Here is a 14,660-nt window from a genome sequence, read left to right on the forward strand (position 1 = left end):
ACATTCGAGGCGGCCCGCCCCCCTGGGCCGGATTTCTCAACGACGAGAGGCCTCACGAATGAGACGACGACTCCCCCTGGCCACCGTGGCGGTGATGGCGCTGACGGCGGGTCTCCTGTCGGTCGGCCCCACGGCCCAGGCCGCCCCCACCACCTCGCTCGACGCCGCGAAGGTGCTCGAGCTCCCGTTCGACGGGTCGCTCGCCGACACCAGCGGTCGTGGTACCGCCCTCGGGATGCAGAAGGGCACCGCCTCCTACGGCACCGGCCTGAACGGCCGGGCGTTCGAGTTCACCGGATCGAACGCGATCTCGCTCGGCACTGCGGCGGCGCTGCAGCCCGCCGACCTCACCGTCTCGTTCTGGTACAAGCCGACCAGCGCGATGACCGGTGAGCAGGTCTTCACCTGGAACAAGACCACCTACAACTCCGACGGCTGGTACCTCACCTCCGAGGGCGACGGCACTCCGCTCGCCCTCTCGATCGGCCCGTCCGGCGGTCAGCCGTACAAGGTCGCCGTCGAGACCGCCCGCTCCGGCTTCTTCCCCGCGGGGGAGTGGACGCACGTGGTCGCCACGTACGACAAGAGCACCAAGGCCGTCGCCTTCTACCGCAACGGGGTGAAGCAGACCGCCGTCGTCAAGACCGCGCCGTCCTCCTCCGCATCCGGCGTCCTCGGCTCCGAGAGCACCTCGACGAAGACCCTCGGCTTCAACGGCCCCCAGTACAACGGCGCGCACCTGCGCGGCCTGCTCGACGACTACGCGCTCTACAACGGCGTCGCGACCACCACCGACGTCGTCGCCCTGACGAAGGCCGGCAACCCCTCCTTCGACCCCGCGAGCATCGCCCGGGCCGACCTCGAGCTGGTCGCCCCGCCCGCGAGCACCAGCACCGGCTTCACCCTGCCCACCGTCGGCGCGAAGGGGTCCGCCCTCAGCTGGACCTCCTCCGACCCGGCGACCGTCGCGATCAGCGGAGGCACGGCCGCGGTCACGCCGCCCACCGGCTCCGCGACGCAGGTCGTCCTCACCGGCTCCGCCACCTACGGGGGCAGCACCGCGGTCACGAAGACCTACACTCTCCAGGTGCAGCCCCGGGGAGTGAAGACGTCGAACTACCTTCTGGAGGCCGGCCTGTCCGACGTCTCCGTGCAGGACCCCTACCTCGAGAACGGGGAGCAGCAGACCGTCGAGTACCTGCTGAGCCTCGACCCCGAGATGTTCCTCTACTCCTTCTACCGCGAGGCCGGGCTCACGCCGACCACCAGCGGCGGATACGGGGGTTGGGAGCGCGAGAACGGCACCCGGTTCCAGGGCCACTTCTTCGGCCACTACCTCTCGGCGCTCTCGCAGGCCTACGCGACCGAGGAAGACGCGGCCACCAAGGCGGCACTGCTCGCGAAGCTCACCGCTTCCGTCGACGGTCTGAAGAAGGTCCAGGACGCCTACGCGCTCAAGGACCCCGCGAACGCCGGCTACGTCTCGCCGTTCCCGACCCGCTACCTCCCCTCGGGCGGCGACGGCCTGCTCGTCCCCTTCTACAACCTGCACAAGGTGCTCGCAGGCCTCCTCGACGCCCACGACCAGGCGCCCGACGCCGTCTCGCAGAAGGCGCTCACCGTCGCCGGCGGCTTCGGCAGCTGGATCACCGCCTGGGCGGGCCGCCAGGCCAACCCCGGGCAGCTCCTGAACACGGAGTACGGCGGAATGAACGAGGCGCTCTACCGCCTGTACGAGACCACGCACGACCCGGCGCACAAGCGCGCGGCCGAGTACTTCGACGAGACCGCGCTGTTCCAGAAGCTCGCGAACAACGAGGACGTCCTCAACGGGCTGCACGCGAACACGACCGTCCCGAAGCTGATCGGCGCGCTGAAGCGCTACCGCGTCTTCACCGACGACCCGGCGCTCTACGCCACGCTCACCGCCGCGGAGAAGTCGGATCTCGACATGTACCGCCGTGCCGCCGAGAACTTCTGGCGCATGGTCGACGAGACCCACACCTACGCCAACGGCGGCAACAGCCAGTCCGAGCACTTCCACGCACCCGGCACCCTGTACGAGTACGCCACGAACGGCCAGACCACCGGCTACGGCGAGAACTCGACCTCCGAGGGCTGCAACATCTACAACATGCTCAAGCTCACCCGGGCGCTGTTCCAGGTGACCGAGGACGTGAAGTACGCCGACTTCTACGAGGAGACGTTCATCAACGGCGTCCTCTCGGTGCAGAACCCGGACACCGGCATGGTGACCTACTTCCAGCCGCAGACCGCGGGCTACGCCAAGGTCTTCGGGCACGAGCTCGACGAGTTCTGGTGCGACCACGGCTCGGGTATCGAGAGCTTCACCAAGCTCGGCGACTCGATCTACTTCGAGAAGCCGAAGACCGTCTTCGTGAACCAGTTCCGCTCCTCGGTCCTCCGCTCCTCCGCGAACAACCTCCGGCTGACCCAGACGGCGGACATCCCGAGCACGGACACGGCGACCCTGAGGGTCGAAGCGCTGGCCGGAGGAGCCGTGGCCGCGGACACGACCCTCAAGCTGCGCGTGCCGTCCTGGATCGACGGAGCGCCGACGCTCACCGTGAACGGTGCCGTCCGTGCCGTCACGGCCCAGGCCGGATACGTCTCGGTCGCCGTCGCCGCCGGTGACGTGCTGACCTGGAAGCTGCCCGCCGCGGTCAGCGCGGTCGCGGACACGGAGAACCCCGACTGGACCGCGTTCCGCTACGGACCGGTGCTGCTGGCGACCGAGCTCAACCGCTCGAACGTCGAGGCGTCCTATGTCGCCGGCGTCCTGGTGCGCATGGGCATGGCCGACAAGTCCGTGAACTCGAACGTCGTCGTCGCGGACTCCGCGGCCTGGAAGTCCGCGGTCCGCGGCAACCTGGTCCGCCTGCCCGACGGCGCGGACGGCAACGGCCGCACGACGATGCGCTTCGGCATGAAGAACGTCGACGCCGCGTCCGCCGCCCGGGTGTTCACTCCGTACTACAGCCTCTACAACGCCCGCTACGCGACCTACATGACCCTGATCGAGCCCGACTCGGCCGCGGCCCAGGAGCTGATCCGGACGCAGAAGGAGCAGCTGCGCGTCGACGAGACGACGATCGACTCCCTCACCTCCTTCGACAACAACAACAGCGAGGCCGACAAGAACTACAAGACCGCGCGGTCCTCGGTGGGGACCTGGCGCGGCGAGGGGTACCGCGACGGCGAGCGCTCGGCGGAGGCGTACTTCCAGTACGACATGATCGTCGACCCGGCTCTGCCGGCGAACTACCTCGGGGTCCGCTACTACGGCGGCGACGCGGGACGCACCTTCGACGTCTACCTCAACGACGTGAAGCTCAAGACCGAGGTGGTCTCGGGAGCGGCCGGAGCGACGAGCTGGTACGTCCAGTACGACCGGATCCCGGCGTCGATCCTCAGCGGTCTCGCCGCGAAGGACAGCTACAAGCGCGACCAGAGCGGGAAGTACGTGCTCGACGCGAAGGGGCAGAAGATCCCCGTCGTCACGGTGCGCTTCCAGGGCACCGGATCCAGCTACGTCGGCGGTGTCTTCGGGGTCTACACGACCGAGTCGACCACCTACGCTGCGGACCCGGAGCTGACGAAGCTCTCCTCCGACGTCGGGACGCTCTCGCCGGCTCTCGCCGCCGGGGTCAGGGACCACACGCTCACGGTGCCGGCCGGCACGACGAGCGTCTCGCTCGACCTGGACCCGGCCGTGCCCAGCGGCCTGGTGAAGGTCGACGGCGTGCTGATCGACGACACCGTCCGCCGCACCGTGCCGCTCGCGGCCTCGGGGACGACGAGCGTGGTCATCGAGTCGTCGGCGCAGGACCACACGACGACAGCGACCTACCGCCTCTCCATCGTCCGCGCCTCCGCGGCGACGGTACCGACGACCGTGGCGGCCACCAGCCGCTGCGTGGCGGGCAAGGTCGTGGTGACGGTCACCGCTCGGAACGATGCGAAGGTCCCGGCGGGGATCACCCTCGGCTCCGCCTGGGGCTCGAAGGCGTTCACCGGGATCGCTCCCGGGTCGAGCGCCTCGCACGCCTTCACCACCCGCGCCGCCTCGGTGGCCGCGGGCTCGGCGACGGTGACCGCGACGGCGACCGTGGACGGAGCATCGGTGACCACCACGAAGCAGGCCGCGTACTCCGCTCTCACCTGCAAGTGACGTGACGACGACGGCCGCCGGGGATCGCCCCCGGCGGCCGTCGTCGTCAGTCGGAGGTGCGGTAGAGGCCCTGGAGCAGCCCGATGACGTCGCCCAGGAGGGGCGGCGGGTCGCTCCGGATCCACGCGGCGTGCACGGGGACCGGCGGGGCGTCGCGGACGACCCGGTAGGCGAGGCCCTGCCGCCGGTACTGGCTCACCGTCGATTCCGCGGTCACTCCGCGGGCGGAGCCGCTGCTGATCACCGTGAGCCAGTCGTCGACGTCGGTCGTCGGGACGGTGATCCGCGGCCGGTCGTGCTCGGGCCAGAGGTCGAGCCGGGTGCTCCCGGTCCGGTCGTCGAGCGCGAGCGGAGCGGTCGCCACCTGGGCGAGCGTGACCGTGCGCTTCGCGGCGAGCGGGTCGTCGACGGACAGGGCGCAGTAGCGCTTCTCGGTGCCGATCAGAGCCGACTCGACGTCCGCAGCCGGAGATCCGCGCCGGAGGATCGCGAGGTCGCTGAGGCCCTCCGCGAGCCCCGCGGTGGGGGTGTTGGAGCGGATCAGCCGCAGCTCGTGGCGGGGGAGCGCCGCGGCCCAGCGGCGCTGGAACTCCTGGGTGTGCTCGCCGAGAGCCGACCAGGCGTAGCCGATCCGGATCGTGTCCGTCCCGGCCGCCGCCTCCTCGCGCAGATCGTCGACGACGGCCAGGACGCGGCGGGCGTGCCGCAGCACCCGCTCGCCCGCCGGCGCGAGCTCGACGCTGCGGGTCGTCCGGTGGAGGAGCCTTCGTCCGAGGACGGACTCGAGCGCCGCGACGTTGCGGGAGACCGCCGTCTGGGAGATGCCGAGGTCGATCCCCGCGTCGGTGAAGGTCCCGGCGTCCACGACGCCGACGAACGACCGGAGGTGGCGCAGTTCCAGATCCATGACCGCAGCCTATTCATGCGGTTCCCGCATCGATCGGACCGGTGATGCATTGTGAGCCGGGGCCGGACGGCTCGCAGACTTCCGGCATGACGAAGCAGCTCCCCGGCGACGGACGGACCGTCGGCGTCGCGACCGCCCTCGCGAGCGCCCTCTCGAACCAGCTCGGGGCGGCCTCCGGGACTCTGGCCTTCCCGGTCCTGGGATCCGTCGGAGTGGTCGCCGTCCGGCAGATCGTCGCCGCGCTGATCCTCCTCCCGGTCGTGCGGCCGCGGATCCGCGACCTGACCCGCGCGCAGTGGTGGCCCGTCCTGCTCCTCGCCGTGGTGTTCGGAGCGATGAACCTCACGCTCTACGCGGCCATCGACCGCATCGGGCTAGGGCTGGCGGTGACCCTGGAGTTCTGCGGGCCGCTGGCGGTCGCGCTCCTCGGCTCCCGGAGCAGGACCAGCGCGCTCTGCGCCCTCGTCGCCGGAGCGGGCGTCCTCGCGATCGCCGGGCCGAGGCCCTCGTCCGACCAGCTGGGGATCGCGCTCGGTCTCGCGGCCGCGTGCTGCTGGGCCGCGTACATCCTGCTCAACCGGATCATCGGACTCCGGCTGCCCGGAGCGCAGGGGACCGCCACGGCGACCGGGATCTCCGCCGCCGTCTTCCTGCCCGTCGCCGTCTGGACGCTCGTCTCGACGCGCCCCGACGCGGGCACCGTGCTCCTGGCGGTCGGCGCCGGCGTCCTGGCGACGGCCGTCCCGTTCGTGGCCGACGTGATCGCGCTCCGGAGGCTCCCGGCGAGCGTGTTCGGGACGCTCATGAGCGCCAACCCCGTCCTGGCCGCCCTCATCGGCGCGGTCGTGCTCGGGCAGGACGTCGGCGCGGCCGGATGGATCGGGATCGCCCTCATCGTCACCGCGAACGCGGCGGTCCTCCGGCGGGGGCGTCGCGCGCGGTGAGGCCCGGCGGCGGGCCGAGCGAGAGGTGATCCCGTCGAGCTGCCGCCGCTGTGCGTTACCTGTTCGTTATGAAAAAGGCGCCTACACGACCAAACCAGGGACACCCTGGGAAACGGCAGGTCGCGGGAGAAAACTCTCCTCCATGAACCAGACAGCGGCACCCGTGCGCGAGCATCGAGCTCTCTACTTCCTGCTCGCCGCCCTCGCGGGCATCGTCACGGGCGGAGTCCTTCTCGCCGTTGCCGAGCTCATCGCCCTCGCGGTCGCCCGCACCGCGAGCCCCGTGCTCGCGCTCGGCGCCTTCATCGTCGACATCGTCCCGCGCCCGCTCAAGGAGTTCGCGATCGAGACGTTCGGCGAGAACGACAAGACCTTCCTGCTCGGCAGCGTGGGCGCCGCGGTCGTCGTCGCCGCCGCGATCGCCGGAGTGCTCCAGCTGGTCCGCCCGCCGCTCGGCCAGGTGCTGCTCGTGATCGCCGGCGGCCTCTCGATCGCCGCCATCGTGACCCGCACCGGAGCGTCGCCGCTCGCTGCGGTGCCCACGCTGGTCGGACTCGTCGTCGCCGTCGTCGTCATGCACCTCCTCTTCACGCGCCTGCGCGGCTGGCGTGCGGCCCGGGCCTCGGAGGCCAGGGGAACATCCTCCGAGGCCCGTCCGGGCGCCCTCGAGCGCCGCGGCTTCTTCCGCATCGCGCTGATCTCCGCCGTCGGCGCGGCAGTCGTCGGCACCGGTGCCCGCCTGGTCAACGCGGCGACCTCCTCCCTCGCCGGTGTCCGCGACGCCCTGCGCCTGCCGTCCCCGCGCAGCACCGTCTCGGTCCCCGCGGGCGCCGAGCTCGACATCGAGGGCATCACCCCGCTCTACACGCCGAACGCCGACTTCTACCGCGTCGACACCGCCCTCACCGTGCCCAACCTGGACCCGTCGGCCTGGTCGCTGAAGATCACCGGCATGGTCGACCGCGAGGTGACGCTGAACCTCCAGCAGATCTTCGACATGGGCCTCGACGAGTACGGCATCACCCTCACCTGCGTCTCGAACCAGGTCGGCGGCAACCTCGTCGGCAACGCCAAGTGGCTCGGCGTCCCCCTGCGCGACGTGCTGAAGATGGCCGGCGTGCAGAGCGGAGCCGACATGCTCCTCTCGACCAGCAGCGACGGATACACGGCGTCCACCCCGATCACCGCGGTCACGGACGAGAACCTCGACGCGATCCTCGCCGTCGGCATGAACGGCGAGCCCCTCCCGTTCGAGCACGGCTTCCCGGTGCGGATGATCGTGCCCGGCCTCTACGGCTACGTCTCGGCCACCAAGTGGCTCACCGAGCTCAAGGTCACCACCTTCGAGGCCGACCAGGCCTACTGGACCCCGCGCGGCTACTCCGCCGAGGCCCCCATCAAGATGTCCTCGCGGATCGACACCCCGCGGATCGGCGTCCCCGTCACCTCGGGCGCTCTCAAGATCGCGGGCGTCGCCTGGGCGCAGAGCATCGGCATCGAGAAGGTCGAGGTGAGCATCGACAACGGCGACTGGCAGGAGGCGACGCTCTCGACCCCGGTCAACCTCGACACCTGGGTGCAGTGGTTCGTCGACTGGGACGCCCAGCCCGGCTCGCACTACGTCGCGGTCCGCGCGGTCGACAAGAACGGCATGGTCCAGATCGAGGACCGCGCGCCGGTCGCGCCCGACGGATCCTCCGGCTGGCAGCGCACGCTCATCAACGTCACCTGACGCCCTGCGGAGGCGCCGATCCCCGGGGGTCGGCGCCTCCGGTGCGTCCGGCGTCCGTCGCGACGACGCCCCCGCAGTGCGGACGGCCCTGACGCGACGTCGCCTTGGCGGCAGGCACCGCGGCACTTCCCGGCCCGGCGCGCAAGCCTCCGCGGCGGCGCGGCCCGCGAGGAGGCGCCGCTCTAGCCTTCGAGGATGCGCTCCCCGCTCCTCCACCTCCGCGAATCCTTCTGGTTCCTCCCGGCCCTGTTCGGCGTCCTCGCCGTCGGGCTGGCGCTGGGGCTGGTCGAGGTCGACCATCTGCTGGTCCGCGCCGGCGTCAGCGACATCCCCCTGATCGAGGACCTGTCGCCGACCGGCGGCCGGGCGATCCTCTCGGCGATCGGCGGGACGATGCTCGGCGTCGCCGCGACCTCGTTCTCGATCACGATCTCGGTGCTGGCGACCACGTCCTCCGCCTACGGGCCCCGGCTGGTCCGCAACTTCATGGCCGACCGCGGCAACCAGATCGTCCTGGCGGTGCTCACCTCCACGTTCCTGTACTCCCTGATCGTGCTGCGCGCGGTGCACACGGAGGAGGACGCGTCGCTGACGTTCGTGCCGGTGGTGGCCGTCTCGTTCTCGGTGCTGCTCGCGGTGGGCGACGTCGCGGTGCTCGTCTACTTCATCCACCACATCGCTCTGTCGGTGCAGGTGACGACGCTGCAGCAGCGGGTGCTCGGCGAGCTCGTCGACGTCATCGAGCGGCTGCACCCGGAGGACGGGGAGGAGCCGACGGATGCGGAGGGGGCACTGCTCGCGGAGGAGGCCCTGCCGCCGGCGGGGCGCGAGCCGGTCGTGCTGCGTGCGGTGCGCGGGGGCTACGTCGAGCAGCTCGAGGTCGAGCGGCTGGTCGCCCTGGCCCGCCGCGGCGACGCGCGGCTCCGGGTGCTCGCGCTGCCCGGCGACCACGTCCTCGTCGGCGACCCGGTGCTCGAGGTCCTGGAGGGGTCCGTCGCCCAGGAGGAGGCGGTCGCCGCGGTCGTCGTCGCCGACGCCCGCACCCCGCACCAGGACCTCCGCTACGCCGTCCAGCAGGTGGTCGAGATCGGAGTCCGCGGGCTCGCGACCGGCACCAACGACCCGTACACCGCGGTCGGCGCCGTCGAGGCCCTGACCAGCGCGCTCGTCGACCTCTGCGGCCGGCCGGAGGCGCGCGGCCGCTACTCCGACTCCGACGGAGTCGTCCGCCTGGTCGTCCCGTGGCCCCGAGCGGGTGAGCTTCTGGCCGACGTGTTCCTCGCCCTGCGCTCGTACGCGATGGAGCAGCCGCTCGTCGTCCGCGCCGGCGTGCGCCTCGCCGAGCGGCTCGCGGTCGTCGCCCGCGGCGGGACCCGCGTCGAGCTGCACCGCCAGGTCCAGGCGTTCGGCGCCGCGCACGCCGCCGCCGACGGCGACGCCCTCGAGGCGCCGGCCCTGCGCACGTCGCTCGCCGCGCTCGAGGCGCGCCTGGCGGCCTGAAGCCGACCTGCCGGATGCTCCGGGAAGCCGCATCGCCCATGGAGTGCTCGAATCGATTCGAGTAGGCTCGGCGCATGACTGAGAACACCACTGAGCTGCGCGTGGGGGTCGTCGGCCTCGGCTTCGCCGGCACCACCCACCTCGACGCCTTCCAGTCCCTGCCCGGCGCCCGCGTCGTCGCGCTCGCCGGCCAGGAGGAGGCGCGCCTGCACGAACTCGGCGCGACCCGCGGCGTCCCCGACCTCTACGCCGACTGGGAGGACCTCGTCGCCCGCGACGACCTCGACGTCGTCTCCATCGGAGTCCCGAACCACCTGCACCACCCGATCGCCGTGGCCGCGCTCGCGAGCGGCAAGCACGTCTTCTGCGAGAAGCCGCTCGCCACCACCGCCGAGCTGGCGGCCGAGATGGTCGAGGCCGCCCGCACGAACGACCGCGTGCTCGAGATCGCCTACAACCACCGCCGCCGCGCCGACGTCGCCTTCCTCCGCGACTACCTCGACGACGCGCCGCTCGGCGACGTCTACCACGCCCGCGCGAGCTGGCAGCGGCGCACCGGCATCCCCGGCATCGGCTCCTGGTTCACCAGCAAGGAGCTCGCCGGCGGTGGCCCGCTCATCGACCTCGGCTCCCACGTGCTCGACATCGCGCTGCACCTGCTCGACGAGCCGCGCGTGACCAGCGTCTCGGCGGTCGCGTACGGCGAGATCGGCCGCTCCGGCCGCGGAGGGCGTCCGCACGGCGTCGCCGCCACCGGCACGCACGCGTTCGAGGTGGAGGACTTCTCGAGCGCCCTGCTGCGCCTCGACAACGGCCGCTCGCTCCAGCTCGACGCCTCCTGGGCCAGCTACTCGAAGGTCGACGAGGACATCGAGGTCGAGCTGCTCGGCTCGGCCGGGGGCGCGCGCCTCCACATCGCCGACTACGCCACGGAGGGGACTCTGACGCTCTACTCCGAGGTCGCCGGAGCGCCGACCGTCTCGCACCCCGACGTGAAGGTCCCCGCCGGGCACCACCGCTCGGTCATCGCCGAGTTCCTGGAGGCGATCGCCTCGGGAGCCGACGCGCCCGCGGGCGGCCCCCGCTACTCCGGCCACTACGGCGAGTACGCGCTGCACCGCAGCCGGGTGGTCGACGCGATCTACCGCTCCGCCGCCGAGAAGCAGGAGGTGGCGGTCGCATGAGCGCCCCGATCGAGGTCCTCGTCTGGAACGAGTTCCGCCACGAGACCCGTGGCGACGAGACCGTGCTGCGCCACTACCCGGACGGCATCCACCGCGTCATCGCGGACGGGCTCGCGGAGTCGCTCGGCGACGCCGTCTCGGTCCGCACCGCGACGCTCCCCGAGCCCGAGCACGGGCTCACCGAGGAGGCGCTCGCGACGACGGACGTGCTGCTGTGGTGGGGGCACATCGCGCACGAGGAGGTGTCGGACGAGGTCGTCCAGCGGGTCCTGCGGCACGTGCAGGAGGGGATGGGGATCCTGGTCCTGCACTCGGGCCACTACTCGTCGATCTTCAAGGCGCTCATGGGCACGACCTGCTCGCTGAAGTGGCGCAACGACCGCGACCGCGAGCTCGTCTGGACGATCGCGCCCACGCATCCGATCGCCGAGGGCGTGCCCAGCCCGCTGATCATCCCCGAGCAGGAGATGTACGGCGAGTACTTCGACATCCCGGTGCCGGAGGAGACGGTGTTCCTGTCGACGTTCACCGGCGGCGAGGTGTTCCGCTCCGGCGTGACCTACACCCGCGGCCTCGGGAAGGTCTTCTACTTCTCGCCCGGCGACCAGGACTACCCCGTCTACCACCACCCGGACATCCGGCGCGTGCTGGCGAACGCCGTCCGCTGGGCCCGCCCGACCCGCCCGCGCACGTCCCTCACGGCCGACCACCACCCCCGGGGCTGGTTCGAGTCCTGACGCGAGCTCCCGCGCCCTCCCCTCCCTCTCCGCGAGATGCCGCTCCGGTACGCGACACGCCGTGCCGGGCGCACCGACGTGGCGTCTCGCGGGGAGGTACTGGGGGGATGCAGCAGACGGAGGGGCGCGAGCCGGACGAGGTGCGCCGGTACGGGGAGGCGCCGGAGCAGATCGCGGACGTCTTCCGCGGGGCGCCCGGCGAGGCGCACCGGCCGGTCGTGCTCGTGCACGGCGGGTTCTGGCGGGCGCGGTGGGACCGGCGGCACGCCCGGCCGCTCGCGGCGGCGCTGGCCGACCGCGGGCACGACGTGCTCCTCCCCGAGTACCGGCGCACGGGCGACCCGGGAGGCGGCTGGCCGGGCACCGGCGACGACGTCCTGGCCGTGCTCGCGGCGCTCCCGGCGCTGCTGCCCGGCGCCGGACCGGTCACCCTCGTCGGCCACTCCGCCGGCGGCCACCTCGCCGTCTGGTCGCAGGCCGCCCGTCCGTCGCCGCACGTCGCCGCTGTGGTGGCGCTGGCGGGCGTGCTCGACCTGGCCGCCGCCTCCGCCGACCGCCTCAGCGACGACGCCGTGGGGGAGCTCCTCGGCGGCGACCTCGCGCTGCTCCCGGGCGCCGACCCCGCGCAGCTGCCCGCGCCGCCGCAGCCGACCACGTTGATCCACGGCACGCTCGACGAGGACGTCCCTGTCGCCTACAGCCGCCGATACGCCGACCGGCACCCCGCCGTGCAGCTTCACGAGCTCGCCGACGCCGACCACATGGCGCTCGTCGATCCGACGACGGCAGCCTTCGCGATCCTCCTCGCCGCGCTCGGCTGACGCGCGCCGGGAGCGGGACTGCGACGCTCCGCCCGCCGAGGCGCGACGGGAACAGGCCCCCTACAGGACCGGCGGGTACAGGAAGAGCGGGACCTGCGCGGTGGGGAAGGTGCGGGTGACGTAGCTGTGCTTGCCGCCGTAGTTGTACTCCTCGAGGAGCACGGTGCCGTCGTCGTTGACCTTCTGCACGTACGAGACGTGGTTGTAGGTCCACCACGCGACGCAGCCGACGATCGGGACGCTGCTGGTCGCCCAGCCCTTCGCGGCCCAGTTGTCCGGCCACTCGTAGGCGCTGCCGCCGAGCGGGGTGATGTTCCCCCACGTGTACTTCCACGGCGCGGAGGTGCGGCCGGCGTCGCGGTTGAGGCGCCAGGCCACGAAGTCGACGCACTCGCGGTAGTAGTAGCCGAGGGGCGAGAGTCCGCCGCCGTCGTCGTCGATGGTCTCGTAGGGCCACGGGTAGTCGTCGCCGACCGCGCGGGTCTGCACGGTCGAGAACTCTCCGCCGTTCGATCCGGAGAGCACGGCCGCCTGGCGGCTGGCCTCGTCGAGCTGCGCCTGGGTCGGTGCGGCGAAGGCGTCGCGGACGGCGGTCTGGCCGGCGGCGTCGGAGGAGACGGTGAGGTTCTGGAGGCCGACCCGGTTCGCGGCGGCGCGGCCGGTCGCGGTGGCGGAGGAGCTGCGGGCGCCGTACGCGGGGATCGCGGCCGTGGCGAAGAGGCCGCCGACCACCGAGAAGGTGCCGAAGGCCAGGGCGCGGCGGCTGAGGCCGCGGGCCCGGGCGGGCTCGGCGGCGCGGGGAGCGACGGGGCGGGAGGCGGACGCGCGGCGCGGTGAGGCCGGGATCGACCGGGAGGCGGGGGAGGCGACGGCGGGGACCTCGACCGAGACGGTCGGAGCGGTCGCCACGGCCGTTGCGGCGTCGACGGCGGTGGGCGTGGAGTCGCCAGCGCCTGCGGAAGCGGCGGAGTCGTCCGATCCGCTGCCCTCGACCGCGGTGCCGGCGGTCGCCGCGCCCGTCTCCGTCTCGGCCCGGGCCGCACGGCGCTCGGCCTCGCGGGCCTCGCGCCGGGTCGGGGGTGCAGTGGTCGGGGTGCCGGCACTCTCCTCAGGGGTGGGAATGCCTGGCTTCGACACGCGTGCGTTCTCCTCGGATGACGGTGGTGACGGGGGGTCGGGGGCCGGTGGGGATCCGGCGACGAGCCACTCTAGCCCGACGCCCGCGCATGACGGAACGATCACGACGGATCCGGCACGGATGCTCCGACCGCTCGCGCCCGCGCGGTGCCAGGATGGGGCGCAACCGGGAAGGAGCTCCTCATGACCGCACCCACCCCCACCGGGCCCGTCCTCGTCGGCATCGTCGACGGCCAGCGACCCGAGGTCCTGCGCACCGCCGCCCGCGTCGCCGCCGACGCCGGAGCCGCCCTGCTGCTCGTGTCGGTCTCGGCCGATCCGTACCTCGTCGGCGAGTACGTCGATCCGATGACCGGCGGCATCCCGCTCGGCTTCGTCGGCGCCGCGGCCGATCGCGGCGAGGGCCCGTCCCTCCCGCCCGGGCTCCGCGAGACGGTCGAGCACGAGCTGGACGGCAGCACCGTGCAGTGGTCGCTGCGCGCGGCACGGGGCGAGCCCGCCCTGGCGCTCGCCGAGGTCGCCGAGGAGGTCGACGCGCGGATGATCGTGGTCGGCACCCGCGACGCGGGCGTGCTCGCGAGCATCGCCGAGTTCCTCAGCGGGAGCGTCGCCGCCCACCTCGCGCACCGCCAGCACCGCCCCGTGCTCGTCGTCCCGCGCGCCGACCGCGACCTGTCGCGCCCGGCGCCCTGGGACCTCGCGGAGTGACGCGACCCCTCCACCTGCGCCCCTCCGCGATCCTCCTCGTCGCGGCGGGCGGAGCCGTCGGCACGGCTGCCCGCGCCGCGATCGGCGCCGCACTGCCCCCGCTGGGCGTCGTGCCGGTCGCGACGCTCGCCGTGAACCTGCCGGGCGCGTTCCTCCTGGGCCTCCTGCTCGAGGCGCTGGCGCGGCGCGGGCCGGATGAGGGCGGGCGCCGCACCCTGCGCCTCCTGCTCGGCACCGGCGTGCTGGGCGGATTCACGACCTACAGCACCTTCTCGCTCGACACGGTCGCGCTGCTCGAGGGCGGCCACGTCGTGGAGTACCTGCTCTACACCGGCGGCACGCTCGTGCTGGGCGTGCTCGCCGCGGCGCTGGGCATCGCTGTCGCGGGGCGGCGGAGGGCGGCGGCGTGACGCCCGGCCTGCTGCTCGCGGTCGCTCTCGCGGGCGGAGTCGGAGCGGCCGCACGGCTCGTCGTCGACGGGGTCGCGCGGTCGCTCGTGCCGGCGCGCTGGCCGGTCGGCACCGCGCTGATCAACGTCAGCGGGTCGCTGCTGCTCGGAGTCGTCACCGGGCTCGTGCTGGCCGGCGTCCTCGACCCGGTGTGGCGGGCCGTGCTCGGGACGGGCGTGCTCGGCGGCTTCACCACGTTCAGCACGGCGAGCGTCGAGACCGCGCGGCTCTTGCTCGACCGGCGCTGGGCGGCCGGCCTGGGGTACGGCGTCGGCACGGCTGCGCTCGCCGTCGCGGCGGCCGCCGCGACGGCGAGCGCAGCCGTGCCGACGCCGTACCCCAGGCCGGC

The 14,660-nt window shown here is 72.8% G+C and carries 12 protein-coding genes; 10 read left to right on the forward strand and 2 right to left on the reverse strand.

Features of this window, described 5'->3' with window-relative positions; genetic code table 11:
• The first annotated feature begins 58 nt into the window (after positions 1 to 58).
• The gene (locus C5C69_RS08575; RefSeq protein WP_104257751.1) at positions 59 to 4,192 is read left to right on the forward strand and encodes a beta-L-arabinofuranosidase domain-containing protein; all 4,134 of its coding nucleotides are present in this window, start codon (positions 59 to 61) and stop codon (positions 4,190 to 4,192) included.
• A gap of 46 nt (positions 4,193 to 4,238) precedes the next feature.
• On the opposite strand, the gene C5C69_RS08580 is transcribed toward C5C69_RS08575, so the two are convergent.
• The gene (locus tag C5C69_RS08580) at positions 4,239 to 5,099 is read right to left on the reverse strand and encodes a LysR family transcriptional regulator (protein WP_104222432.1); all 861 of its coding nucleotides are present in this window, start codon (positions 5,097 to 5,099) and stop codon (positions 4,239 to 4,241) included.
• Positions 5,100 to 5,185: 86 nt separating this feature from the next.
• On the opposite strand from C5C69_RS08580, the gene C5C69_RS08585 reads away from it, so the two are divergent.
• The 6 genes from C5C69_RS08585 to C5C69_RS08610 all read left to right on the forward strand — a co-directional run bounded on the left by C5C69_RS08585 (position 5,186) and on the right by C5C69_RS08610 (position 12,017).
• A complete protein-coding gene (locus C5C69_RS08585; protein ID WP_104234495.1) occupies positions 5,186 to 6,043 on the forward strand; it encodes a DMT family transporter in 858 nt (285 codons plus the stop codon).
• 142 nt (positions 6,044 to 6,185) lie between these two features.
• Positions 6,186 to 7,775: a molybdopterin-dependent oxidoreductase gene (locus C5C69_RS08590; RefSeq protein ID WP_104226578.1), complete on the forward strand. Its 1,590-nt coding sequence runs from the start codon at positions 6,186 to 6,188 to the stop codon at positions 7,773 to 7,775.
• Positions 7,776 to 7,970: 195 nt separating this feature from the next.
• Entirely contained in the window at positions 7,971 to 9,275 is a 1,305-nt protein-coding gene (locus tag C5C69_RS08595; RefSeq protein WP_104257752.1) for a DUF2254 domain-containing protein, read from the forward strand.
• 74 nt (positions 9,276 to 9,349) lie between these two features.
• The gene (locus C5C69_RS08600; protein ID WP_104255629.1) at positions 9,350 to 10,459 is read left to right on the forward strand and encodes a Gfo/Idh/MocA family protein; all 1,110 of its coding nucleotides are present in this window, start codon (positions 9,350 to 9,352) and stop codon (positions 10,457 to 10,459) included.
• The gene (locus tag C5C69_RS08605; RefSeq protein WP_104257753.1) at positions 10,456 to 11,196 is read left to right on the forward strand and encodes a ThuA domain-containing protein; all 741 of its coding nucleotides are present in this window, start codon (positions 10,456 to 10,458) and stop codon (positions 11,194 to 11,196) included. Before C5C69_RS08600 ends, C5C69_RS08605 begins: the two co-directional genes overlap by 4 nt.
• 107 nt (positions 11,197 to 11,303) lie before the next feature.
• Positions 11,304 to 12,017 (forward strand): alpha/beta fold hydrolase, encoded by a 714-nt coding sequence (locus C5C69_RS08610; protein WP_104257754.1) that lies wholly within the window; start codon positions 11,304 to 11,306, stop codon positions 12,015 to 12,017.
• Positions 12,018 to 12,077: 60 nt separating this feature from the next.
• Here the strand turns inward: C5C69_RS08610 and C5C69_RS08615 are convergent, their stop codons facing one another.
• Positions 12,078 to 13,154, reverse strand: a complete 1,077-nt coding sequence (locus C5C69_RS08615; protein WP_104257755.1) for a CHAP domain-containing protein — start codon at positions 13,152 to 13,154, stop codon at positions 12,078 to 12,080.
• A gap of 183 nt (positions 13,155 to 13,337) precedes the next feature.
• Between C5C69_RS08615 and C5C69_RS16960 the strand changes: the two genes are divergently transcribed.
• The 3 genes from C5C69_RS16960 to C5C69_RS08625 form a co-directional block, all read left to right on the forward strand.
• On the forward strand, positions 13,338 to 13,862 hold the full coding sequence (locus C5C69_RS16960) for a universal stress protein (protein WP_181127043.1): 525 nt from the start codon (positions 13,338 to 13,340) through the stop codon (positions 13,860 to 13,862).
• Positions 13,859 to 14,272 (forward strand): CrcB family protein, encoded by a 414-nt coding sequence (locus C5C69_RS16965; protein ID WP_104313543.1) that lies wholly within the window; start codon positions 13,859 to 13,861, stop codon positions 14,270 to 14,272. Before C5C69_RS16960 ends, C5C69_RS16965 begins: the two co-directional genes overlap by 4 nt.
• Positions 14,269 to 14,660: CrcB family protein (locus tag C5C69_RS08625; protein WP_104257756.1), on the forward strand; the 392-nt coding region annotated here is incomplete at its 3' end. The genes C5C69_RS16965 and C5C69_RS08625, both read left to right, overlap by 4 nt.

It is taken from the genome of Rathayibacter sp. AY1C7 (assembly GCF_002931865.1).
Taxonomy (GTDB): domain Bacteria; phylum Actinomycetota; class Actinomycetes; order Actinomycetales; family Microbacteriaceae; genus Rathayibacter.